At 66.9% G+C, this 24,027-nt stretch carries 22 protein-coding genes; 10 read left to right on the forward strand and 12 right to left on the reverse strand.

Annotation, left to right across the window (positions count from 1 at the left end):
• Nucleotides 1-45 precede the first annotated feature (45 nt).
• Nucleotides 46-1,530: a glutamate--tRNA ligase gene (gene gltX, locus L5G32_RS13910; protein ID WP_237011663.1), complete on the reverse strand. Its 1,485-nt coding sequence runs from the start codon at nt 1,528-1,530 to the stop codon at nt 46-48.
• 90 nt (nt 1,531-1,620) lie between these two features.
• Here gltX and L5G32_RS13915 point away from each other — a divergent pair, with 90 nt between their 5' ends.
• On the forward strand, nt 1,621-1,980 hold the full coding sequence (locus L5G32_RS13915; RefSeq protein ID WP_237011664.1) for a GntR family transcriptional regulator: 360 nt from the start codon (nt 1,621-1,623) through the stop codon (nt 1,978-1,980).
• Nucleotides 1,967-2,953 (forward strand): DUF1648 domain-containing protein, encoded by a 987-nt coding sequence (locus L5G32_RS13920; protein WP_237011665.1) that lies wholly within the window; start codon nt 1,967-1,969, stop codon nt 2,951-2,953. The genes L5G32_RS13915 and L5G32_RS13920 overlap by 14 nt, the downstream gene beginning before the upstream one ends.
• A gap of 74 nt (nt 2,954-3,027) precedes the next feature.
• Here L5G32_RS13920 and L5G32_RS13925 read toward each other — a convergent pair whose 3' ends face one another.
• Both L5G32_RS13925 and L5G32_RS13930 read right to left on the reverse strand, forming a co-directional pair.
• Nucleotides 3,028-3,858: an alpha/beta fold hydrolase gene (locus tag L5G32_RS13925; RefSeq protein ID WP_237011666.1), complete on the reverse strand. Its 831-nt coding sequence runs from the start codon at nt 3,856-3,858 to the stop codon at nt 3,028-3,030.
• Entirely contained in the window at nt 3,855-4,625 is a 771-nt protein-coding gene (locus tag L5G32_RS13930) for a fumarylacetoacetate hydrolase family protein (RefSeq protein ID WP_237011667.1), read from the reverse strand. The genes L5G32_RS13925 and L5G32_RS13930 overlap by 4 nt, the downstream gene beginning before the upstream one ends.
• Before the next feature lie 82 nt (nt 4,626-4,707).
• Here L5G32_RS13930 and L5G32_RS13935 point away from each other — a divergent pair, with 82 nt between their 5' ends.
• Nucleotides 4,708-5,952 (forward strand): MFS transporter, encoded by a 1,245-nt coding sequence (locus L5G32_RS13935; protein ID WP_237011668.1) that lies wholly within the window; start codon nt 4,708-4,710, stop codon nt 5,950-5,952.
• 110 nt (nt 5,953-6,062) lie between these two features.
• Here L5G32_RS13935 and L5G32_RS13940 read toward each other — a convergent pair whose 3' ends face one another.
• Nucleotides 6,063-7,073, reverse strand: a complete 1,011-nt coding sequence (locus tag L5G32_RS13940; protein WP_237011843.1) for a 3-isopropylmalate dehydrogenase — start codon at nt 7,071-7,073, stop codon at nt 6,063-6,065.
• Between the two features lie 26 nt (nt 7,074-7,099).
• Nucleotides 7,100-8,695, reverse strand: coding sequence for a phosphoglycerate dehydrogenase (gene serA / locus L5G32_RS13945; protein WP_237011669.1), 1,596 nt, complete (start codon nt 8,693-8,695; stop codon nt 7,100-7,102).
• Nucleotides 8,696-8,972: 277 nt separating this feature from the next.
• On the opposite strand from serA, the gene L5G32_RS13950 reads away from it, so the two are divergent.
• Nucleotides 8,973-9,647: a trypsin-like serine protease gene (locus L5G32_RS13950; RefSeq protein WP_237011670.1), complete on the forward strand. Its 675-nt coding sequence runs from the start codon at nt 8,973-8,975 to the stop codon at nt 9,645-9,647.
• 128 nt (nt 9,648-9,775) lie between these two features.
• On the opposite strand, the gene L5G32_RS13955 is transcribed toward L5G32_RS13950, so the two are convergent.
• From L5G32_RS13955 to L5G32_RS13975, 5 genes are all read right to left on the reverse strand, one after another.
• The gene (locus L5G32_RS13955; RefSeq protein WP_237011671.1) at nt 9,776-10,222 is read right to left on the reverse strand and encodes an SRPBCC family protein; all 447 of its coding nucleotides are present in this window, start codon (nt 10,220-10,222) and stop codon (nt 9,776-9,778) included.
• A gap of 79 nt (nt 10,223-10,301) precedes the next feature.
• On the reverse strand, nt 10,302-10,778 hold the full coding sequence (locus L5G32_RS13960) for an SRPBCC family protein (RefSeq protein ID WP_372491699.1): 477 nt from the start codon (nt 10,776-10,778) through the stop codon (nt 10,302-10,304).
• 145 nt (nt 10,779-10,923) lie between these two features.
• Nucleotides 10,924-11,937 carry a ketol-acid reductoisomerase gene (gene ilvC / locus L5G32_RS13965; protein WP_237011672.1) on the reverse strand — a complete coding sequence of 338 codons (1,014 nt, stop codon included), beginning with the start codon at nt 11,935-11,937 and terminating at the stop codon, nt 10,924-10,926.
• Between the two features lie 73 nt (nt 11,938-12,010).
• Complete coding sequence (ilvN, locus tag L5G32_RS13970) at nt 12,011-12,514, reverse strand: acetolactate synthase small subunit (protein WP_237011673.1); 504 nt, start codon at nt 12,512-12,514, stop codon at nt 12,011-12,013.
• The gene (locus tag L5G32_RS13975; protein ID WP_308192045.1) at nt 12,511-14,421 is read right to left on the reverse strand and encodes an acetolactate synthase large subunit; all 1,911 of its coding nucleotides are present in this window, start codon (nt 14,419-14,421) and stop codon (nt 12,511-12,513) included. The genes ilvN and L5G32_RS13975 overlap by 4 nt, the downstream gene beginning before the upstream one ends.
• A gap of 312 nt (nt 14,422-14,733) precedes the next feature.
• Here L5G32_RS13975 and L5G32_RS13980 point away from each other — a divergent pair, with 312 nt between their 5' ends.
• The 3 genes from L5G32_RS13980 to ilvD all read left to right on the forward strand — a co-directional run bounded on the left by L5G32_RS13980 (nt 14,734) and on the right by ilvD (nt 18,573).
• Nucleotides 14,734-15,180 carry a PH domain-containing protein gene (locus tag L5G32_RS13980; RefSeq protein ID WP_237011674.1) on the forward strand — a complete coding sequence of 149 codons (447 nt, stop codon included), beginning with the start codon at nt 14,734-14,736 and terminating at the stop codon, nt 15,178-15,180.
• A gap of 55 nt (nt 15,181-15,235) precedes the next feature.
• A complete protein-coding gene (gene mgtE, locus L5G32_RS13985; RefSeq protein ID WP_237011675.1) occupies nt 15,236-16,570 on the forward strand; it encodes a magnesium transporter in 1,335 nt (444 codons plus the stop codon).
• A gap of 158 nt (nt 16,571-16,728) precedes the next feature.
• Nucleotides 16,729-18,573: a dihydroxy-acid dehydratase gene (ilvD, locus tag L5G32_RS13990; protein WP_237011676.1), complete on the forward strand. Its 1,845-nt coding sequence runs from the start codon at nt 16,729-16,731 to the stop codon at nt 18,571-18,573.
• 201 nt (nt 18,574-18,774) lie between these two features.
• Here the strand turns inward: ilvD and L5G32_RS19405 are convergent, their stop codons facing one another.
• Nucleotides 18,775-20,007 (reverse strand): DoxX family membrane protein, encoded by a 1,233-nt coding sequence (locus tag L5G32_RS19405; RefSeq protein ID WP_237011677.1) that lies wholly within the window; start codon nt 20,005-20,007, stop codon nt 18,775-18,777.
• A gap of 81 nt (nt 20,008-20,088) precedes the next feature.
• Here L5G32_RS19405 and L5G32_RS14000 point away from each other — a divergent pair, with 81 nt between their 5' ends.
• Nucleotides 20,089-21,225, forward strand: a complete 1,137-nt coding sequence (locus tag L5G32_RS14000; protein WP_237011678.1) for a PQQ-dependent sugar dehydrogenase — start codon at nt 20,089-20,091, stop codon at nt 21,223-21,225.
• A 99-nt stretch (nt 21,226-21,324) separates the two neighbouring features.
• On the opposite strand, the gene gatB is transcribed toward L5G32_RS14000, so the two are convergent.
• A complete protein-coding gene (gene gatB / locus L5G32_RS14005) occupies nt 21,325-22,836 on the reverse strand; it encodes an Asp-tRNA(Asn)/Glu-tRNA(Gln) amidotransferase subunit GatB (RefSeq protein WP_237011679.1) in 1,512 nt (503 codons plus the stop codon).
• Nucleotides 22,837-22,965: 129 nt separating this feature from the next.
• On the opposite strand from gatB, the gene L5G32_RS14010 reads away from it, so the two are divergent.
• Nucleotides 22,966-23,190 carry a PspC domain-containing protein gene (locus L5G32_RS14010; RefSeq protein WP_237011680.1) on the forward strand — a complete coding sequence of 75 codons (225 nt, stop codon included), beginning with the start codon at nt 22,966-22,968 and terminating at the stop codon, nt 23,188-23,190.
• A 104-nt stretch (nt 23,191-23,294) separates the two neighbouring features.
• On the forward strand, nt 23,295-24,023 hold the full coding sequence (locus L5G32_RS14015) for a DUF5642 family protein (RefSeq protein WP_237011681.1): 729 nt from the start codon (nt 23,295-23,297) through the stop codon (nt 24,021-24,023).
• Nucleotides 24,024-24,027 lie beyond the last annotated feature (4 nt).

The raw sequence follows: 24,027 nt of genomic DNA on the forward strand, positions 1-24,027 counted from the left end.
GGAGTACATTACCAACAACCCCACCCCTGAGCGCAAATCGTCTGGTCAGGCCTGATTCTGCGCGACCTCACGGGCCATCCGGAGGCGAGCGAGACTCTTCTCTCGACCCAGGAGCTCCATCGACTCGTAGAGAGGCGGGCTCACGGCCGCGCCGGTCACACCCACGCGGATCGGACCGAACGCCTTACGCGGCTTTAGCTCCAACCCGTCGACCAGCGCCGTCTTGAGCGTCTCCTCCAACCGAGGCGTCTCCCACGTCTCCAATGCCTCGCACGCAGCGATCGCAGCATCGAGGACCGGCACCGCGTCGGCTCCGAGATTCTTGGCGGCCGACTTCTCGTCGAACGCGAAGTCGGCGTCGTCGACGTACAGGAACTTGATGAGCGCCCACGCGTCGCCGAGCACCTGAATACGCGTCTGCACGAGCTCAGCGACCGCAGCGAACTGCTGGTCGTCGATCGGCTCGACGAGTTCGCCTCGGCCGATCAGGAACGTACGAAGTCGGGCCGCGAAGTCAGCGGGCTCCAGCCGACGCAGATGCTCCGCGTTGATGGCGTCCGCCTTCTTCTGGTCGAATCGCGCCGGGTTCGAGTTGACGTTGCGGACGTCGAAAGCCTCGATCATCTCGTCGAGACCGAAGACGTCCTCGTCGCCGGAGAATCCCCAGCCGAGCAGCGCCAGATAATTGAGCAGCCCCTCGGGGATGAAGCCGCGGTCACGATGATGGAACAGACTCGACTGCGGGTCGCGCTTGGAGAGCTTCTTGTTGCCCTCCCCCATCACGAACGGAAGATGCGCGAACTCGGGCACCGCGTCGGCGACACCGATCCGGATCAACGCGCCGTACAACGCGATCTGCCGCGGCGTTGACGACAGCAGGTCCTCGCCGCGAAGCACGTGCGTGATCTTCATCATCGCGTCGTCCACCGGGTTGACCAAGGTGTACAACGGCTTACCGTTGCCGCGCGTCAACGCGAAGTCCGGGACCGTGCCCGCCTTGATCGTCGTGGTGCCGCGCACCATGTCGTCCCACGCGATGTCCTCGGCAGGCATCCGCAGACGCACCACCGCGTTGCGCCCTTCGGCCCGGTACGCCTCGCGCTGCTCGTCGGTGAGGTCACGGTCGAAGTTGTCGTACCCGAGCTTCGGGTCGCGGCCTGCCGCCTTGTGTCGCTCCTCGACCTCCTCGGGCGTCGAGAACGCCTCGTACGCTTCGCCGGACTCGAGCAGTCGGGCGACGACGTCCAGGTAGATCTGCGTGCGCTCGGACTGGCGGTACGGCCCGTACTCGCCGCCGACCTCGGGACCCTCGTCCCACTCGAGACCCAGCCAGCGCAGAGCGTCGAGGATGGCGTCGTACGACTCCTGGCTGTCACGCGCGGCGTCGGTGTCCTCGATACGGAACACGAACGTCCCGCCGGCGTGCCGGGCCTGCGCGAAGTTGAACAGGGCCGTGCGCACGAGGCCGACGTGCGGGGTCCCGGTGGGAGACGGACAGAAGCGGACGCGAACGTTGTCAGCACTTGTCATGCAGGTCAGCCTATGTCATCGACCGGATACTACGTCGAGCAGGGCGGACCTTCATTGACTCGATTGTTCTAGTTGAACTAGAATACTTTCGTGCTTGTCGACATCGATCCCACCAGCGACGCGCCGATCTTCACCCAGATCGCCGACAGCGTCCGTTCGGACGTGGCCGCCGGGCGTTCGGGGGCAGGCGACCGCCTGCCGTCCGCCCGGGATCTCGCGTCCGCGCTCGAGGTGAACGTCCACACCGTCCTGCACGCCTACCAACAGTTGCGCGACGAAGGCCTCGTCGAACTCCGCCGTGGACGTGGCGCCGTACTCACGGCCGCCGCCGACACTCTGTCGGCCGTCCACGACGACATCACCGCCCTCGCAGCCAAAGCCATCTCCGCGGGCCTGAGTCCAGAGACTCTGTCCGCCCTCGTCAAGGAGGCAACCCGTGCACTCGACTGACAACACCACCAGGCGCCGACTCGCCTACGTCGCCGTCGGATTCGTCACGCCCACGCTGGTGACACTGATCGCGGTAGTCGTGCAGATCATGTCGATGTCCGACCTACCCGACGAGGTCGCCGTGCACTGGAACGCCTCCGGCGACGCCGATCGATGGGGTTCGCCGTGGGTGATGGTCGTGGCCGCGATCGTGTCCGGGCTCATCGCCGTCGGCATTTCCGCCGTCAATTATCGAGTCCTACGCGACGGCGCCACCGGCGGGACGTTCCGCTGGTTGTCGACGGCGTCCGCTGCATTGGCGACGGCGCTGGCAGTGGTCTTCGCGGGCGCCCTCGCCTCCCAGACCGACGGCGACACCTCGTCGCCGGTGTCGCTGATCGGAGCCGCGGCGATCGCGGCGGCCGTCGTCGGTGCGATCGGCTGGTACGTCCAGCCGTCCGACCCGCCGGCGGACCCCGGTAGCCCCGCAGAGCCCATGGGCCTGGCGCCCGGCCACCGTGCCGTGTGGCTGCACACCGAGACAGCGTCCCGCGCGATCCTTGTGCTGACCGGCCTCCTACTCGGCTTCGCCGTGGTCGTCGCACTGGTCACCTGGACGAACGGCGGTGCGGCGAGCGCCTTCTGGGCCGCAGTCGTCATCATCGTGGTCGCCGCCGCCGCGGTCGCGACCATCGTGGGTTTCCACGTCCGCATCGACTCGTCCGGACTGACGCTCCGCTCGATCGCGGGCATCCCCCGCTGGCACGTTCCGGCGGACGACATCGAGGACGTATCGGTCATCGACATCCGTGCGATCGGCGACTTCGGCGGCTACGGAATCCGCTTGGCACGAGGCCGAACGGGGATCGTGCTGCGCTCCGGACCAGCCGTCTTGATCACTCGAGTCGACGGACGACCCCTCGTCATCACCCTCTCCGACGCCGCCACGGCAGCAGCGCTGCTCGCAGTCGTCGCCGTGCGTGCCCGAGACTGACCTCCGCCGTGCGTGCCCGAGACTGACCTCCGCCGTGCGTGCCCGAGACTGACTTCCGCCGTGCGGCAGCAGGACTAGACGGTCGTCAGGAACTCGATCAACAACGAGTTGACGGCTTCTGGGCGCTCCAGATATCCGAAGTGGCCCGCGTCGGCGATCTCTTCGTACCGCGCATCGGGGATCGCGTCGGCGACTTCGCGAGCCAAGAACACCGGAAGCGTCCGGTCGTCGGCGAATCCGACGACGAGGCACCGACGAGTGATGCCTCGATACGCGGCCAGCCGGTTCTGATCCCTCTCCGGAAGGTCGAGCTGCGCCCGCAGACCCGGCGTGTGCGACTGTCCGCCGAACCCGATGATGTCGAGCCAGTCGCGCGCCGACCGGTCGTCGGCGAGCGTCGCAGGCGACAGGTTCATGTGGGCACTGATGGCGGCGTAGAAGTCGTCGGGCAGTGTGCGACCGGCGTCGACCACGGCCTTCTCCCCCTCGTTGTACGCGGTGATCAACGGTGTCGGGCGTGCGTACGTGCCGAGCATGACGGCGGCGCGGACGAGTTCCGGGCGGCTCAGCGTCAGTTCCTGCGCGATGCGAGCCCCCATCGAGGTCCCGATCACCACGGCAGGACCGCCGAAGTGCTCGATCACCGCAGCGGTGTCCGCCACCATGTCGGCGAGGGTGAAGCCCTCACCGCATTCGCTCGACGGTGCGATGCCTCGGTTGTCGAAGGTGACCACTCGATAGCCTGCCTTCACGAGTGCCGGCTGCTGGTGCGCGTGCCAGACGCGCCCCGGACTCCCGGTGCCCATCACCATGACGACGAGCGGACCCGTGCCGACCTCGGTACACGAGAGACTGACGTCGCCGTTCCGAACGACGGTCGGCGCGACGCGCCCCGGGCGGCTCACTTGTCGATCACGGGGTTGACGAGCGCCCCGATGCCTTCCACTGAGACCGACACCGACTGTCCGGCGACCATCGGGCCGACGCCCTCCGGGGTGCCGGTCAGGATCACGTCACCCGGCAACAGGGTCATGACGCGCGAGACCCATTCGATGATGTCGCCGACGGAGTGCAACATCAGTGAGGTGCGGCTCGACTGCTTCGTGACGCCGTCCAGCTCCGTGCGGACGGCGACGTCGGACGGGTCGAAGTCGGTGACGATCCACGGACCGAGCGGGCAGAACGTGTCGTAGCCCTTGGCACGCGTCCATTGGCCGTCGTGCGCCTGCTGGTCGCGCGCGGTGACGTCGTTGGCGACGGTGTATCCGAGGATGACGTCCTTGGCCTTCGCCGCAGGCACGTCCTTGCAGGGCCGGCCGATCACGACGGCGAGTTCGCCCTCGTAGTCGACGCGCTCCGACGACGGCGGACGGACGATCGGCACGCCCGGACCGATGATCGACGTATTGGGCTTGGCGAAGATCACCGGGTCGGCGGGAGCCTCGCCGCCCATCTCAGCGGCGTGAGCTGCATAGTTCTTGCCGATGGCGATGATCTTGGTCGCCAGGATCGGGGCGAGGACACGGGTGTCCGCGAGCTTCCATTCACGTCCGGTGAACGTCGGATCACCGAACGGATGCTCCGCGATCTCCCGGGCCGTCTCCTGCCCTTCGGGGCCTTCGACGGCGACGAATGCGACGCCGTCCGGACTTGCGACTCGACCGAGTTTCATATCCCGAAGACTATCGCACTGCCGATCGTGTTCTACACTGTGAAACAGTAATCTCACAATTTGGAACTAAGGGAGGTGTTCGATGCCCGGACCCCACCGGCCAGGAACCGTGTCGACCAACCGCCGATGGGCGATGCTGGTGAGCTCGCTCGTCGCGGCCATGACGACGACCTGCGCCACGTCGGGCGTCGCGTACGTCATCCCCGAACTCCACAGCCGAGGAATGTCACTGTCGGACGCATCCGTTCTCGCCGCGATCCCGACCATCGGCCTCACGGTGACGATCATCGCGTGGGGCGCAGCCCTCGACCGCTTCGGCGAGCGCCGCGTCCTGCTGGTGTCGCTGCTGGTGACGGCGGCCGGAACGGTGGCCGCGCTCGTCGTGGCCTCCACCGGAGGCGGGGTCGTCGCGCTCGCCGTGCCCCTTCTGATCGGCGGACTCGGCTCCGGCGCCGCGAACGGCGCGAGCGGCCGCATCGTCGTCGGCCGGTTCCCGGCGAATCAACGCGGCACCGCGATGGGCGTGCGACAGATGGCGCAACCGCTCGGGATCGGAGTCTGTGCGCTGACCATGCCGGTGCTCGCGCATGCTTGGGGGCTGGCCGCGGCCTTCACGGTGCCGGTCGTCGTCACCCTCGTCGGACTGATCGCGGTGGCGGTCGCCATCGTCGACCCTCCCCTGCCCGTGGTGACCGACTCGGCCCGCACCGCCAATCCCTATCGCGGAGCCAGCTTCCTGCAGCGAGTCCACGCGGTAAGCGTCCTCCTGGTGATCCCACAGTCGCTGCTGTGGACGTTCGTGCCCGCCTGGTTGATCGTCGGCCACCGCTGGTCTCCGTTGGCGGCAGGAGTCCTAGTCACCGTCACCCAGGTCATCGGTGCGATCGGACGTATCGTCGCGGGCCGTGCGTCCGACGTCGTCGGGTCCCGGATGAAGCCGATCCGCGTGATCGCGGCGGCCGCGGGCGTCTCCGCGGCGGCGCTGGCGCTCACCGACGCGATCGGCAGCCCGTTCGCCGTCGTCGTCATGGTGATCGCGACGGTGAGCGCCGTCGCCGACAACGGGTTGGCGTTCACGGCGATCGCCGAGTTCGCCGGACCGTCGTGGAGTGGTCGTAGCCTCGGTGTGCAGAACACTGCGCAGTACGTCGCCACGGCGGCGGGCACTGCCGTGTTCGGCCGGCTCATCGATGCGAGCGGCTATCCCGCGGCGTTCGGGATCGCCGCGATCGCCCCGCTGATCGCGATGGGACTGGTACCGAAGGATCCGCCGCTCCGCGAGTCTCCGATCCCCGCTTCCGGCGTCAGTCGGGACGACCGCGAGTGACACCGGCGGCGATGAGCGCCGCCGCACACAGAGAACGGCTCGCACCTCGTCGAGGTGCGAGCCGTTCTCTGTCGTGACTCAAGGGGGCCGTGGTGGCCTGCCCGATGGGGTCAGACTGCCGCCAGGATGCGGTCGCCGACCTCGGACGTCGAACCGCGCGACTCACCGCGCGAAGCGACGTCGGCGGCCACCGCGGCCTCGACGCGAGCAGCGCCCGCGTCATCGCCGAGGTGACGCAGCAACAGGGCGACCGACAGAATCGCGGCCGTCGGGTCGGCGAGACCCTTCCCCGCGATGTCGGGTGCACTGCCGTGCACCGGCTCGAACATCGACGGGTTGGCACGGGTGGCGTCGATGTTGCCCGACGCCGCAAGGCCGATGCCGCCGGACACGGCTGCCGCCAGATCGGTGATGATGTCGCCGAACAGGTTGTCGGTGACGATCACGTCGAAGCGAGCCGGATCGGTGACCATGAAGATGGTGGCCGCGTCGATGTGCAGGTAATCGGTCGCGACCTCGGGGAACTCCTTGCCGACCTCGTCCACGGTCCGAGCCCACATCGAGCCCGCGAACGTGAGGACGTTGGTCTTGTGGACCAGAGTCAGCTTCTTGCTGCGCGACTGCGCCCGTGCGAAGGCGTCACGGACGACGCGTTCGATGCCGAACCGGGTGTTGACGCTGACCTCGGTGGCCACCTCGTTCGGCGTGCCGACACGGATAGACCCGCCGTTGCCCGTGTACGGCCCCTCGGTGCCCTCCCGGACGACGACGAAGTCGATCCGCGGATCGCCGGCCAACGGCGATGCGACACCGTCGAACAGGATCGACGGACGCAGATTCACGTGGTGGTCGAGCGCGAACCGCAGCTTCAGGAGGAAGCCCCGTTCGAGAACGCCCGACGGCACGGACGGATCGCCGATCGCGCCGAGCAGGATCGCGTCGTGCTCGCGCAGCGACTGGAGATCTCCGTCGGTGAGGAGTTCGCCGGTCGCGTGGTAGCGCCGGGCTCCGAAGTCGTACTCGGTGGTCTCGACGTTCGGGTACAGCTTGCGCAGCACTTTCAGTGCCTCGGCAGTGACCTCGGGACCGATCCCGTCACCGCCGATGACGGCGAGCTTGATCCCGTCTGAGCGCAGTGAGGAGTCGGTCATCCCAGATCCACCTGCTTGATCAGGGTCGCCGAGACGGCGTCACCGATGGACGCGAGCACGTCGTCGCCGACCTCGCGGTCGACGCGCAACAGCATCGTGGCGCCGTCGCCGTCGGCGTCCTGCGCGAGCGCTGCGGCCTCGATGTCGATGCCTGCGTCGCCGAGCAGCGAACCGATCCGACCGAGGGTGCCCGGCTGGTCGGCGTAGCTGATGAGGAGGTTGCGCCCCTCGGCGCGCAAGTCGAGGTTCCGGCCGTTGACGTTGACGATCTTCTCGACCAGACGCGGCCCGGTCAGCGTACCCGCGACGTTGACGACGCTGCCGTCGCCGAACACGGCCTTCACGTCCACCTGGCTGCGGTGGTTGGGGCTCTCCGACTCGGTGACGACCTCGTGAGCCACGCCGCGCTCGGACGCGACGGCGGGAGCGTTGACGAAGGTGACCGGCTCGTCGACGACCGCCGAGAACAGGCCGCGGACGGCCGAGAGGCCGAGCACGTCTACCGGGCTGGACGCCAACTCGCCGCGGACCTCGACGGTCAGGCTGGTCGGCATGCCGCCTGCGACGACGCCCGCGAGGACGCCGAGCTTGCGGGACAGCTCGAGCCACGGCGCGACCTCGTCGTCGACGGGCCCGCCGGTGATGTTCACCGCGTCGGGCACGAAGTGTCCGGCGAGGGCCAGCTTGACGCTCTTGGCGACGTCGGTGCCCGCGCGGTCCTGTGCCTCCGCGGTCGACGCGCCGAGGTGCGGCGTGACGACGACCTGCGGGAGCTCGAACAGCGGCGAATCGGTGCACGGCTCGGAGTCGAAGACGTCCATGCCTGCGCCGCGGAGACGGCCCTCGGTGATCGCCGCAGCGAGCGCGGCCTCGTCGATCAGGCCGCCGCGCGCGGCGTTGACGATGATCGCGTCCTTCTTGACGAGCTTGAGCTGCTCCTCGCCGATGAGACCCGCGGTCTCCTTCGTCTTGGGCAGGTGGATGGTGATGAGGTCGGCGCGCTCGAGGAGCTCGTCGAGCGGCAGCAGCTCGATGCCGAGCTGTGCTGCGCGGGCTGCCGAGACGTAGGGGTCGTACGCGACGATCTTGGCTTCGAAGGCGGCCAGACGGGCAGCGACGAGCTGCCCGATACGACCCAGGCCGACCACACCGACCGTCTTGTCGAAGATCTCGACACCGGAGAACGACGAACGCTTCCAGGTGTGCTCGCGCAGCGTCGCATCGGCGGCCGGGACCTGGCGGGCGGTCGACATGAGCAGTGCGATGGCGTGCTCGGCCGCCGAGTGGATGTTGGACGTCGGAGCGTTGACGACCATGACGCCGCGTTCGGTGGCGGCCGGGACGTCGACGTTGTCGAGTCCGACGCCCGCGCGGGCGATGATCTTGAGCTTCTTGCCTGCGTCGAGGACCTCGGCGTCGACGGTGGTCGCCGACCGCACGAGGATGGCGTCGGCGTCGACGACGGCTTCGAGGAGCTTCGGGCGGTCCGGGCCGTCGACCCAGCGGACCTCGACGTCGCCGCCGAGTGCTTCCACGGTCGAAGGCGCGAGCTTATCGGCGATCAGGACGACTGGGCGGCCAGCATCGGTCACAGGTTTCTCCAGAACTCTCGGGGACGGACGCCGCCAGACTGCGCCGGACGACGATTCACACGCCAGATTCTAGAGCCTTCAGACACATCGCACCCATCGGCCCACCTGCCTATGTGGCGTCCGACACCCGAGGGCGGTACATTGCGAGCGTCGTATCGATTGAGTCACGACGTACGCACGATCGCGCTCAAGACTGGGGTCACCCATGATCGCGCACTAAGGTGGGGAGGTCTGCGTCACGGCGCGGACCCGAAGACAACACGCGAGTGGAGTGAATATGAAGAAGCTGACGATTCTCATCGCAGTCATGGCGGCTGCGATGGCGTCGCTTATCGGCGTCGGCGTCGGTGACGCCGATGCTGCAGGTCAGGTCCCGCTTGGCGGGGGCTCGGGAATCCTGGTCCTCAAGGGAGGCAACACCGCTTCGGCGTGCACTGTCACCACCGTCGGTCGTCCGACCGCAGGCAAGCACAAGGGCGAGCTGATCGCAGTCACGGCAGGCCACTGCGGCAAGCCGGGCCAGCGCGTGCTCTCCGAGCGCTACCAGCAGCGCGGCCAGATCGGAACCTTCGCCTACAGCGCCTCGGACATCGATATCGCGGTCATCAAGCTGGACGCGAGCAAGGTCCGCCCCGTGCGGTCCGTCAACGGTGTGACGATCCGCAAGATCGACACGCGCGCACCGCAATTCCCGACCGTCCTGTGCAAGACCGGTCGCACCACGGGTAAGACCTGCGGCGTCAACTGGACGGCCATCGGCGACCGTCACATCAGTCAGATGTGTGTCGTCGAAGGCGACTCGGGCAGCCCCGTCGTCGTCGGCGACCGTCTGGTCGGCATGGTGAACGCGTACTACTTCCTGTCCTGCATCGGACCGGAGACCGGCACGAGCAGCAAGGCGATCATGAAGCGTCTCGCCCGCCAAGGCTACGGAGCGTTCAAGCCGGTGTAAGGGTTCTCCGCACCGCACGAGAAGAATCGGCGGTCCACTCCTTTGGGAGTGGACCGCCGTTCTCGTTCCGGGGTGGTCTCGACTCCGCTCGACCGGCGGAAAAGAACTCCGCTCGACCAGCAGCGGGGTCAGCCCTCGGCGACGAGGTGCTTGCGGATCACCGACTCGGAGTGCTTCACGGCCGGCGTCACGAACTGACTGAGGAGGCCGCCGAGCACTCGTCCACCGACACCGCCGGGGAGCGTGTAGCCGAACACCGCGTCGATCTCGACGACACCGGGTTCGTCGCCGTCGGTGAAACGCCATTCGGTGTCCGCGCCGAAACCCTTGATCGACTCCATCTTGATCAATTCGTTCTCGACCCACTGGGTGCACTCGACGGTGGACTCGAGTGTCTTCGGGCCGACTTTCAGCACGGTCACGAACTGCGAACCGAGACCGCTGGTCTGTTCGGTGACCGGGCGGAACTCACTCACGCCGAACATGTACTCCGGCACGTTCCGGTAGTCGTTGACATAGGCGAACGCGGCTGCACGCGACCCCTTGACGGCGGCGTGGTGGCGGACTTCGGTCATCGGCGCTTCTCTCAGTCGGAACTCGGGCAATCGGGACTCGGTCACCGCATGGTAACGGAGCGGATCGCCTCCCGGACCGTCATTCCAGGGCTCGCAGGAGCGCTTCCTCGGTCTGTCGAACCCCTTGTCCGACGACGGGTTCGATGATCGACCCGAGTACTCGGCCCGCCAGACCGCCCGGGAGTCGGTAGTCGAAGTGGACGTCGACGACAGTGGAGCCGTCGTCCGCATCGGAGAATCGCCAACTCGTTACGACCCCGAATCCGGCAACCGACGTCAGAATCAGTTCCTCATCCTCGGTCCACGAGGTGACCTCCAGTGTCGACGCGAGCGACTTCGGCCCGATCTTCATGACGGCGTCGTACACCGCACCCAGTCCCCGCCCCTGGTCCGTCGTCGGCTCGAACTCGGTGACCCCGAACATCCAGTCCGGCACCGTGACCGGATCGTCGACGTACGCGAACACCTCGTCGCGCGGAACACGCGTCCTGACGGTGTGGTGGACTCCGGGCATCATGTCTCCTGTCGAGGTCTGTACGGCCTGCAGGCTAACCATGCCATGCCCCATTGTCACGGTGGTCGATGGCCCCGTCGTCCGGCCAGTCGCCCCTGCGAAGACTGCCGCGAACGCGTCAGGCCCCGTCCTCGGTGAAGGAGGACGGGGCCTGACGAGTCAGACGGACTCTGAGCGCAGACGGACCTTATGCGGTCTCGGTGATGGGGCGGTCGACCCAGCTCATCAGGTCGCGCAGCTTCTTGCCGGTGACCTCGATCGGGTGCTCGGCGTTCGCCTTGCGCAGGCCCTCGAGCTCGGTGTTGCCGTTCTCGACGTTCGCCACCAGGCGACGGGTGAACTCGCCGGACTGGATGTCGGTGAGGATCCCCTTCATGCGCTCCTTGGTACCCGCGTCGATGACGCGCGGGCCCGACAGGTAGCCACCGAACTCAGCGGTGTCCGACACCGAGTAGTTCATGCGAGCGATGCCGCCCTCGTACATGAGGTCGACGATGAGCTTGAGCTCGTGCAGAACCTCGAAGTAGGCCATCTCCGGTGCGTAGCCGGCCTCGACCATGACCTCGAAACCGGTCTTGACCAGTTCCTCGGTACCACCGCAGAGCACGGCCTGCTCACCGAACAGGTCGGTCTCGGTCTCTTCCTTGAAGGTGGTCTTGATGATGCCTGCGCGGCCGCCGCCGATGCCGCTCGCGTAGCTGAGAGCCAGGGCCTGGCCCTCGCCCTTCGGGTCCTGCTCCACGGCGATCAGGCAGGGCACGCCCTTGCCGTCGACAAACTGACGACGGACCAGGTGGCCCGGGCCCTTCGGCGCGACCATCGCGACGGTGACGTTCGCCGCCGGCTTGATCAGGTCGAAGTGGATGTTGAGGCCGTGGCCGAAGAACAGCGCGTCGCCGTCCTTGAGGTTCGGCTCGATGTCCTCGGTGAAGATCTTGGCCTGGCTGGTGTCCGGAGCGAGGACCATGATGACGTCGGCCCACGCAGAAGCCTCCGCAGCGGTCATGACCTTGAGGCCCTGCTCCTCGGCCTTGGCGCGCGACGCCGAGCCCTCACGCAGGCCGATGGCGACGTCGACGCCCGAGTCGCGCAGCGACAGCGAGTGGGCGTGGCCCTGGCTGCCGTAACCGATGACGGCGACCTTGCGGCCCTGGATGATCGACAGATCGGCGTCTGCGTCGTAGAAAAGTTCGATTGCCACAGCAATTCCCTTCGAATGGTGTTTAGGTGTTGTGCTTGTCACGGTCCGGCACGACTAGTCGTCCATTGTCCCGTTAGCGGTTGGCCGACATGCTCTTGGGTCCACGGCCGAGAGTCACTCCGCCGGATTGGGCGATTTCCCGGATCCCGTATGAGTCCAGCATCCGCAGCAACGCTTCGAGCTTCTCGGACGTGCCGGTCGCCTCGATCGTCACCGATTCCGGCGACACGTCGATCACTTTGGCGCGGAACAGATTGACCACGTCGATGATCTCGCTTCGGTTGGCCGCATCGCTGCGGACCTTGATCATCATGAGTTCGCGGGACACCGAGTTCGTCGGTTCCTGCTCGACGATCTTGATGACGTTGATCAACTTGTTGAGTTGCTTCGTCACCTGTTCGAGGGGGAAGTCTTCGACGGTGACCATGATGGTCATGCGCGAGATCCCTTTGAGTTCGGTGGCGCCGACCGCCAACGACTCGATGTTGAAGCCGCGGCGCGAGAACAGTCCGGAGACGCGGGCGAGCACACCCGGCCGATCCTCGACCAGAACGCTCAGCGTGTGGGTGGTGCTCACAGCGAATCCTTTCCTTCGGTAGAGGCCTGTTCCCGGTCCATCGCGTCGTGGATGTCGACCGGGTCGGATGCCGCCTCGTCATCGTCGAACAGCGGACGGATGTCACGCGCAGCCATGATCTGGTCGTTGCCGGTCCCTGCCGCGACCATCGGCCAGACCTGTGCGTCCTTGCCGACGATGAAGTCGATGAGGACCGGACGGTCGTTGATCTCGCGAGCCTTAGCGATCGCCGGGGCGACGTCTTCCTCACGCTCCACACGGATCGCCACGCAGCCGAGGGCCTCACCGAGCTTGACGAAGTCCGGGATCATCCGGGAGTGCGTCGAGAGGTCGGTGTTGGAGTAGCGCTTCTCGTAGAACAGGGTCTGCCACTGGCGGACCATGCCGAGGTTGCCGTTGTTGATCAGCGCGACCTTGATCGGGATGCCCTCGATCGCGCAGGTCGCCAACTCCTGGTTGGTCATCTGGAAGCAGCCGTCGCCGTCGATCGCCCAGACCTCGGTGTCGGGCGAAGCGGCCTTCGCGCCCATCGCGGCCGGGATCGAGTAGCCCATGGTGCCGAGACCGCCCGAGTTGAGCCACGTACGCGGCTTCTCGTACTTGATGAACTGAGCAGCCCACATCTGGTGCTGGCCGACGCCCGCGACGTAGACCGCGTCCGGGCCGGCAGCCTTGCCGAGTTCCTCGATGACGAACTCCGGCGAGAGCGAGCCGTCGGACTGACCGTCGTAGCTCAGCGGGTACGTCGAACGCAGACCGCCAAGGTACGTCCACCACTCGGTCAGATCGGGCTTCGACCCACCGGTCGCGTGCTCAGCGCGCAGCGCATCGACGAGTTCGGCGATGACCGCCTGCACGTCACCGACGATCGGGACGTCGACGTCACGGTTCTTGCCGATCTCCGCCGGATCGACGTCGGCGTGGATCACCTTCGCATCGGGTGCGAACGAGTCCAGCTGGCCGGTGACGCGGTCGTCGAAACGGGCGCCGAGCGTGATCAGCAGGTCCGAGCGCTGAAGTGCGCCGACGGCTCCGACTGCGCCGTGCATGCCCGGCATGCCCATGTGCAGGTCGTGGCTGTCGGGGAACGCGCCGCGCGCCATGAGGGTCGTGACGACGGGGATGCCCGTCAGCTCGGCGAGCTCGAGCAGTTCGGCCGACGCCTCGGCCTTGATGACGCCGCCGCCGACGTACAGCACCGGCCGCTTGGCCTGCTGGATGAGGCGGGCCGCTTCCCGGATCTGCTTGCCGTGCGGACGCGTGACGGGACGGTATCCCGGCAGATCGAACTGCGGCGGCCAGGAGAACGTGGTCTGCGCCTGCAGGATGTCCTTCGGGATGTCGACGAGGACGGCGCCGGGGCGGCCGCTCTCGGCGATGTAGAAGGCCTCCGCGATGATGCGCGGGATGTCGGCTGCCGAGCTCACCAGGAAGTTGTGCTTGGTGATCGGCATGGTGATCCCGGAGATGTCGGCTTCCTGGAAACCGTCGGTGCCGATCAGCGCGCGACCGACCTGGCCGGTGATCGCGACGACCGGGACCGAGTCCATCTGTGCGTCGGCGAGCGGCGTGACGAGGTTCGTCGCGCCCGGACCGGACGTCGCCATCATGACACCGGCCTTGCCCGCGACCTGCGCGTAACCGGTGGCGGCGTGGCCTGCACCCTGCTCGTGGCGGACCAGGACGTGCCGGACCTTCGTCGAGTCCAGAAGCGGATCGTAGACGGGGAGGACGGCGCCACCGGGAATGCCGAACACCGTCTCGACACCGAGTTCTTCGAGGGTCCGGACCACCGACTGCGCGCCGGTGACCCGCTCGGGTGCGACTACCGCGTCGCCCGATCGCATGGACTCGGTCGACGGCGACTGCGGCCGACCCCCGGCTCCGTGTGCTGCTGGAGTACTCACTGCACGTTCCTCATCCTCTAGTGCCAGCAAAATTCTGACGTCCCGCCGGGCCGACGACCGTGGTCACCGGGTCCTGACAAGAAAAAACCCTCGACAGCGTGTGCTGGTCGAGGGGCGCGTCGTTGATGTTTCAGAAGGGTCTACGAAGTGACCGATCAGGCGTTGACGCGCCGACCGATTACTACGAGAAGCTTCTGATCCATCACGAGGAACAAAGTAGGCCCCTGATCCGACTGAGTCAAATCGGCCTCGTCGCCTGGGGAGGATCCACCTCTGACGGTCGAAGACAGCATGCATGGGACAATCGATCTCGTGACCGATTCGGTATTCGACTTCAAAATCTCTCGCCTGGCCTATGCGGTGGTGCTCGTCTCCGTCCTTCTCGTGGTGATCATGATGGGCGGCTCCCTCTGGTTCGGCTTCCTGGCCGTGGTGCCGGTCGCCCTCGCGTGGTGGATCCATCGTCTGCACACCTACGTCAACTCGGACGGCATCGTCGCTGTCGGAACGTTCGGCGAGCAGTCGGTGTCGTGGGACGACGTCGCGGGTCTTCGCTTCCCTCGGTGGAGTTCGGTGCGCGCGGTGACCGTCGACGGTCGCGACATAAGACTTCCCGCAGTGGGCTTCGACGACGTGCCGCAGCTTTCGGCCGCCAGCGGCGGACGTCTGCCCGACCCCTTCGCCGCCGAACGCGAAGCGCGCATCGCGGCCGACCGCGAAGAGCGCGCCGCCGGCGAGCGCGAATCCGACGAGGACTGACGTCCTGCGAAGTCGGAAGACTAGAGCATCGCAAGACTAGAGCTAGGTGGATCCGGTGCCCATCACCACTCGCGACATCGAACTCCTCATCGACGACGGCCGCCTCACCGATGCCGCGCACGAGTTGGCTGCCATGGCGCCGCAAGAGGCGGCGTCCGTCCTCGACGGGCTCGACACCCGCCGCGGGACCATCGCGTTCCGGCTGCTCCCCAAGGACGAGGCCGTCCACGTGTTCGACGACATGTCGTCGTCGACGCAGGCACGACTCGTCGAGGCGCTCGGCGACGCCGAGGTGATCGACGCGTTCGACAATCTGGACCCGGACGACCGCGCGGAACTCCTCGACGAACTGCCTGCGACCGTCGCGAAGCGGCTGATCAGAACCCTGTCCGCCGACGAACGCGAGGCCACCTCGGTCGTACTGGGATTCGGCAAGCACTCGGTCGGACGCCGGATGAGCCCGGAGTTCGTCCACGTGTACGGCGACGACACCGTCGAGCAGGGCCTTGCGCGGGTCATCGACCGCGGACACGACGCGGAGACCATCTACACGATCCCGGTGGTCGACCATCAGCGTCGACTCCTCGGCGTCGTGAGTCTGCGTGATCTGCTCCTCAGCGATCGGGCCGTCCCCGTCGAGACGTACCGGCGCACGCCGATCTTCACGCAGGCGACGACGTCCGCGGAGTCTGCCGCCAGGCGCTGCGTCGACCTCAGTCTTCCGGCGATGCCGGTGGTCGACAACGAGGACCGCCTCATCGGCATGCTCACCCTCGACGACGCTGCCGAAGTAGTGGCGGCAGCACGCGACGAGGACGCGGCCCGCGCGGGCGCGCACGAGGTGCTCCGCACGCCGTACCTGCGATCGTCGGTCGTCTCGATCACCCGAGTCCGCGCCGTATGGCTGTTCGTGCTGGCGATCTCGGCGATCCTCACCGTCAACGTCCTCGAAGTCTTCGAGGGAACACTCGAGCAGAAGGTCGCACTCGCTCTGTTCATCCCGTTGCTGACCGGCATCGGCGGCAACACCGGGTCGCAGGCGGCGACCACGGTGACGCGTGCTCTCGCGACCGACGAAGTCCGCCCGCGCGACGTCTTTCGGGTCGCGAGCAAAGAAGCCTGCGTCGGCGTCACGATGGGCGCCGTTCTCGGCCTCGCAGGCTTCGGCGTCGCGACGCTCGCCTACGACACCGGGATCGGCGCCGTGATCGGCTTGACCATCGTGTCCGTCTGCACCGTCGCCGCCACCGTCGGCGGAATCATGCCGTTGATCGCCCAGACGATCCGGGTGGACCCGGCTGTCTTCTCCACGCCGTTCATCTCGACGTTCTGCGACGCCACCGGCTTGGTGATCTATTTCTCGATCGCGAAAGCCGTGCTGGGGATCTGAGGGCGGGGCCAGCGACCGGGCACGCGTTCGGGGAATAGTGAGCGGTCCACGGACGCTGTACCCTGCGACGATTCACGTCGCCGCAATGCGCGTAAACTCGTCAGAGCAGCCGATCACTGCCCTGATCGGAAATCACAACGTTCGAGCGAGGTTCCACCATGCCAGCCCTTCGGTCTCGCACCACCACGGTCGGTCGAGAAGCGTCCGGCGCACGCGCACTGTGGCGTGCCACCGGAATGACAGACGACGACTTCGGCAAGCCGATCGTCGCCATCGCCAACTCGTACACCCAGTTCGTGCCGGGACACGTGCACCTCAAGGACGTCGGCGAGATCGTCGCCCGGGCCGTCGAGGCCTCCGGCGGCGTGGCGAAGGAGTTCAACACGATCGCCGTCGACGACGGCATCGCGATGGGCCACGGCGGCATGCTGTACTCGCTGCCGAGCCGCGAGATCATCGCCGACTCGGTCGAGTACATGGTCAACGCGCACACTGCCGACGCCCTCGTCTGCATCTCCAACTGCGACAAGATCACGCCCGGAATGCTCAACGCCGCAATGCGTCTGAACGTCCCGACCGTGTTCGTCTCCGGCGGACCGATGGAGGCCGGGACCTCGGTCGTCATCAACGGCGTCGTCCGCCCGGGCACCGACCTGATCGACGCGATCTCCGCTTCCGCCGACAGCAACGTCAACGACGAGGAACTCCTCAAGGTCGAGCAGTCCGCCTGCCCCACCTGCGGCTCGTGTTCGGGCATGTTCACCGCCAACTCGATGAACTGCCTCACCGAGGCACTCGGACTGTCGCTGCCCGGCAACGGCTCGACCCTGGCCACCCAGGTGGCCCGCCACGACCTGTTCACCAGGGCAGGCGAGGTGGTCGTCGACATCGCCAAGCGCTACTACCACGATGACGACGAGTCGGTCCTGCCGCGCAACGTCGCCACCCGCGAAGCGTTCGAGAACGCGATGGCCCTCGACGTCGCGATGGGCGGTTCGACGAACACCGTCCTGCACATCCTGGCCGCCGCTCAGGAAGGCGAGATCAAGTTCGATCTGGCAGACATCGACCGAATCTCGCGGAACGTGCCCTGCCTGGCGAAGGTCGCCCCGAACTCGCCGAAGTACTACATGGAGCACGTCCACCGCGCAGGCGGCATCCCGGCGATCCTCGGCGAGATGAACCGTGCCGGACTGCTCAACAAGAACGTCCACCCGGTGCACGCTCCGTCGCTGGACGCCTTCCTCTCCGACTGGGACATTCGGAGCGGCGCCGCGACCGATCAGGCGATCGAGCTCTTCCATGCCGCTCCCGGCGGCGTCCGCACCACCGAGCCGTTCTCCACATCGAATCGGTGGGAGTCGTTGGACACCGACGCGGCGGACGGCTGCATCCGCGATCTGGAGCATGCGTACACCGTCGAAGGCGGCCTGTGCGTGCTGCACGGCAATCTCGCCGAGAACGGCGCCGTCCTGAAGACGGCGGGCGTCGACGAGGATCTCTGGCACTTCCAGGGGCCGGCGCGTGTCGTCGAGAGCCAGGAGGACGCGGTCCACGCCATCCTATCCAAGGAACTCCAGGCAGGCGAAGTCCTGGTAATCCGTTACGAAGGCCCAGCAGGCGGACCGGGCATGCAGGAGATGCTGCACCCGACGGCGTTCATGAAGGGCACCGGCATGGGCAAGAAGTGCGGCCTCGTCACTGACGGACGCTTCTCCGGCGGTTCATCGGGCCTCGTCATCGGTCACGCCTCCCCCGAGGCCGCCGCAGGCGGCGACATCGGACTGGTCGAGAACGGTGACGAGATCCTCATCGACGTCGCCTCACGCACGCTCAAGATGCTCGTCGACGACGAGACGCTCGCCGAGCGTCGCGCCAAGATGGAGGCTTCCGAGCACCCGTGGGCTCCGCGCAATCGCGAGCGCACCGTCAGCAAGGCGCTGCGAGCCTACGCCAAGCTGGCTTCGTCGGCCGACAAGGGCGCGGTCCGCGTCGTCGACTGACGCAGCATAGAAAAAGCGGCTGCACCCCACCAGGTGCAGCCGCTTTTTCATGTCTTAGACCGGCCTCAGCACGTTGGTCGAGCAACACTCCCACCACGTTGGTCGAGCGGAGTCGAGACCCGCGCCGTACGCAGCTGAGGGTCTCGACTCCGCTCGACCAGCAAAGCTGTCTCAACAGACCCCCCGAGACCAGCAAGAGGTTCAGTTCGAGATCAGCGGGTTCGCTCCGTTGAACACGATCCAGACGGCGACGGCGACACCGATGCCGATGAGCAGCCAGAGAGCGGAGCCCCAGGCCGGGCGGCGCGCCCAACCCCACCGTCGGTCCACCGCGTAGAGACCAGGACCGGTGAGGATCACGGCGGCTGCGGCTGCAGCGAGCATCACCTCGAACTCGATCCCCTGGCCGTTGCCGTCGGACGCGAAGAACCACACGCCTCCGGCGAGAGTCGCCTTGTAGGTCATCGCGACAAGGATGCTCGACAGGACCGCTGCGCCCGCGATGGGCGTGAACAGGCCGAGGATCAGCAGGACGCCGCCTGCCGTCTCACTGACACCTGCGACAAGCGACAGGATCTTGGTGGCGTTCTCGTCGAACCCGAGGCTCGGGTTCGACGCGTTGGCGAGGAACTCGGCGAAGCCGTCGGGTCCCGGCCCGTTCATCCACCCGGTCAGCTTCTGAAGACCGTGCAGCACGAACACGGCACCGAGTGCGACGCGCAGGATCAGCAGGCCGAGATCGACGCTGCCTCGCCTGGCCGGTGTGACCGGCCCGGCGGCGGCTACGGCCGCGGGCTCGTCGTCGGGTTCGTCGTCGAACGGCTCGGTCCCGACAGCAGGGTCGTCGATCGGCATCGTCGGCTGCGGTTCGATGTACGGGAGCGGATCCTGAGTCAGGTGCTCCGCGGTGCGTCGCTCGCCGCGCGGACGGTCCCGTTCGTCGTCGGGATCTGCGAACGGCTCGGTGGTCACCGGTTCGTCGGACGACTGGACGGGCACCGAACTGCGCGGGAGTCGCGTGGTCCGAGAGTCCTCGTCATGAGGCACGCTGCCATGGTTCTCCCCTTCGTCGACGTCGCCATAGGCACGCGGCCCGTCGTCGACCCGCTCAATGACAGCGGTGTCGTTGTCGTCGGCGGGCGACGATGCGGCCTCGATGACCGACGTGGGCTCGCCCGCGTCGCCACTCCCCGTGCTCTCGACAGAATGGTCCGTCGAGACCGGGTCAGTAGCCTCAGTGGCTCCCTCTGCGGGCTGTGGGTTAGGCGCGGGACGCCTCTCCTGCCGTTCGCCCCGCGCCTCTCGTTCAACCCTCGCCTGTCGTTCGACTCCGTGCTGTTCGATGAAGTCGTCGCGGTCGGGTCGGGGACGCCGGGGCCGCTGTCGCGACGCCGAACTACCCGGCACCGGATCGTTGTCATTGGAACTACTCACATCACCGAGGTTATGCTGCCGACCTCCGCAGGTGGCTTAGCGCCACCCGACGATTTGGTAACGATCGCATAGTCTGTAGTGATGCCGCTGCTTTCCAATCTCTCGCGGCGAGCCGTCACGGCGGCCGTCCTCCTCGCCACCGTCACCGCTTCGGCCGGGTGCGCGAGTTTCGCAGACCAACAGCACACCGCCGATCAGGGCACGTTCAGCGAGGTGCCGCCCCAGACCGGACAACAGTCGCCTCCGTCGCCCGAGCAGCCCGACGAACCCGCCGACCCGCCTGAGGGTCCGTGTGTGGATCCGAACCCGGCCGTCATCGCGACCTGCCTTGGTCAGACCGCCGGTGTCCGCCCCGCCGACGAGCAGGGACAGACGACGTACGTCGCCGAACGCACCACCGGCAAGATCATCCTGTCCAAGCGTTACGGTCCGCAGCGCACGATCGCGACGGTCCCCGTCGACGGTTCCGGCGACGGCGGGCTCATCGACTTCGAGTTGTCGCCGACGTGGATGGAGGATCAGATGATCTTCGCGCTGATCACGACGCCGTCCGACAACCGCATCGTCCGCATCGCGCCGACCGGGTCGGTCAAACCCGTGTTGACCGGCATCCCGAAGGGGGCGACCGGAAACATGGGGTCGATCACCTTCACCGGACCGAACGCTCTCACTGTGGCCACCGGTGACGCGGGCGATCCCGGCGCGGCGCAGAACCGTTCATCGCTGGCGGGGAAGATCTTCGAGATCGACCCGAACAGCCAGGACTCCCAGCCGAAGATCCTCGCCACCGGGCTCGGCTCGAATGTCGCGCTGTGCCCCGACCCGGACGGCAGCGCACTCTACGTCGCCGACAGCGGGCAGGCAGGCGACCGGTTGTCGATCGTCAGCCAGAACTCGCTCAAGACGTTGTGGACGTGGGCCGATCGGCCCGGACTGACCGGATGCGCCACCGGCACGGACACGATCAGCGTGTCGGTCGCCGCCAAGAAGCGCATCGACGTGTTCACCAAGCCGAACAGCGCGAGCCCGGTTCTCGGGGAACCGTCAGAGGAAGACCTCTCGAAGAGCTACGGCGCGGTCGGCCGGATGACGACACTCGGATCCGCGTTCCAGTTGGCCACTCTCAACAAGACCGTTCCCGGCGTGTCGACGAAGTCGTACGACGACCGCGTCGCCATCCACACTCCGCAAGGCGGCGGGGCCGAGGACCGGACCTGACCGAAACGAATCACCCCGGGTCCCCGATCATTCGGGGCGCCGGGGTGATTCGGGCAGTGTCGTCAGGTCACACAGACTTCACGTCGCACAGGCCCGCTGTCACTCGGCGCCGCAGGCGGCGAGGACGAGTTCCTTGACGCGCGCCGGGTCGGCCTGACCGCGCGTGGCCTTCATGACGTCGCCGACGATCTTGCCTGCGGCCTGCACCTTGCCGCCGCGGATCTTGTCGGCGATGTCCGGGTTCGCGGCGAGAGCGTCGTCGACTGCCTTCTGCAGCGCCGAGTCGTCGCGCACCACTTCCAGACCGCGATCGGCCACGATCTGAGCGGGCTCGCCTTCGCCGTCGAGCACAGCGTTGACGACCTGCTGGGCGAGCTTGTTGGTGAGCTTGCCCTCGTCGATGAGACCGATGACCTCGGCGACCTGCTTCGGCGTGATCGCCAGTTCGGTCAGCTCGACGCCCCGAGTGTTGGCCTGCTGGGCCAAGAACGACACCCACCAACTACGGGCGGCGGCCGCGGACACGCCGGCTTCGGCGGTCTCGATGATCAGGTCGACGGCTCCGACGTTCACGAGGTCGCGCATCACTTCGTCGGACACGCCCCACTCCTCCTGGATGCGGGCGCGCAAGATCCACGGAAGTTCGGGCAGCGTCTCGCGGATCGACTCGACCCACGCCGGGTCGGCGATCACCGGCGGCAGATCCGGCTCCGGGAAGTACCGGTAGTCGTCGGCCGTCTCCTTGCGGCGACCGGCGGCCGTGGTGCCGTCCGCCTCCTGGAAGTGGCGGGTCTCCTGGATGATCTCGCCGCCTGCGGTGAGGATTGCGGCCTGCCGCTGCATCTCGAAGCGGACTGCGGTCTCGACGCTGCGCAACGAGTTCACGTTCTTCGTCTCGGTGCGGGTGCCGAACTCGGTCGCGTCCTTGCGCATGAGCGAGAGATTCGCATCGCAGCGCATCGAGCCCTGGTCCATCCGAACATCCGAGACGTTCAACGACTTGAGCAGGTCACGGAGCGCAGTCACATAAGCGCGCGCGACCTCGGGAGCCCGCTCGCCTGCACCCTCGATCGGGCGGGTCACGATCTCCACAAGAGGGACACCCGCACGGTTGTAGTCGAGCAGCGAATGGCTGGCCCCCTGGATACGGCCAGTGCTGCCGCCGATGTGCAACGACTTACCGGTGTCCTCCTCCATGTGCGCACGCTCGATCTCCACGCGCCACGTAGTTCCGTCGGTCAGGACGACGTCGAGGTAGCCGTCATACGCGATCGGCTCGTCGTACTGGCTGATCTGGTAGTTCTTCGGCTGGTCCGGGTAGAAGTAGTTCTTCCGCGCGAACACGCTCGACTCGCGGATCGAGCAGTTCAACGCCAGCCCGATGCGGACCGCCGACTCGATGGCCGCCGCGTTCGCGACAGGCAGAGCGCCCGGCAACGCGAGGCACGACGGGCAGACCTGCGCGTTCGGGTCGCCACCGAACGTCGTCGGGCACCCGCAGAACATCTTGGTCGCGGTGCCGAGCTCGACGTGGACCTCCATGCCCATGACCGGGTCGAAAGCCTCGATGACGTCGTCGAAGTCCATCAGTTCGTCGATTGCCGCACTCATGCGCTCCATCGTATCTGGGGGTCGATCTCGGGGATCGCACCGATGCCCCGATCGGCGTCTCGCTCGTAGCGTCGAAGGCACGTCGTCGAGGCGACCGCGTCGACGATCCAACCAAGAAGAGGAGCTCTCATGAGCGACCAGCAACCGTTCACCGCCGATCCGCCCACCGCCGCGCCCCGCAGGCTCCACCGCTCCCGCACCGACCGACAGATCGCAGGCGTCGCAGGCGGACTCGCCGAGTACTTCGGCGTCGAAGCGAGCTGGGTGCGGATCGCGTTCGTGGCATCCATCCTGCTGCCCGGCCCCCAGGTTCTCCTCTACGCGATCCTGTGGGCCGTCATCCCGAGTGACTGAACCGTCCGAATGACCCGACGCGCTGAAATGACCGGGAGCGATTGAGTAGACATGGTCCGCCGGTTACAGTCTGTCCGGAATCGGAACTATCGACTGGAGCATTGATGCGTACCCGACACTTGGTGGCGATTCTCGCCGCGACCGGAATCGCTTTCGCCATCGCCTCCTGCGGTTCGGCCGACGACGGCGATGCGACGTCCGGAGCCGACTCTGCGAGCACCTCTGAGCAGGCCGCCCCCGCAGCATCGGCGCAGGAACTTCTGCTCACCGCCGACGAGTTTCCGCGCGGCAGCGAATTCACGATCCTTCCCAAAGCCTCGGTCGACCAGGTCTTCGGGAACATGACGCTGCCGGACGGCGCCGTCGTCGATCCGCCGGAGTGCGCCGACAAGGCGACCGTCGTCGACACGCTCACCGGTAAAGGCGACGCGGCACTGACCGCAGGCAGCACTGAGAACCAGCAGTTGTTGCTCGGCGAGGCAGTCGTCAAGAACGGCCCGTCCGTCGCCGACCTCCGCGACGCGAACCAGAAATGTCCGACCGTCGAGTACAGCGGGGACAACGTCACGTCGAAGGGCTCCGTCGAAATCGGCGACGACCCGCAGGTGAAGGGCGCATCGGACGCTGTCGAGTTCACGGCGACCACGACGGGCCAAGCCATGGACGTCACGCTCACGACCACGCAGTACGGCGTAGCGGCCGAAGTCGACGGCGTGGTGTTCCTCGTGACCGTCACGAGCCTGAACGACTCCGGGAAGGTGACTCCCGAGACCAAGTCTCAGGTGCTCGAGATCGCTAACGCGCAGGCAGCCAAGATCAGCGAGGCCGCCTGAGCGG

This window comes from Gordonia zhenghanii, assembly GCF_021738965.1.
Classification (GTDB): Bacteria; Actinomycetota; Actinomycetes; order Mycobacteriales; family Mycobacteriaceae; genus Gordonia; species Gordonia zhenghanii.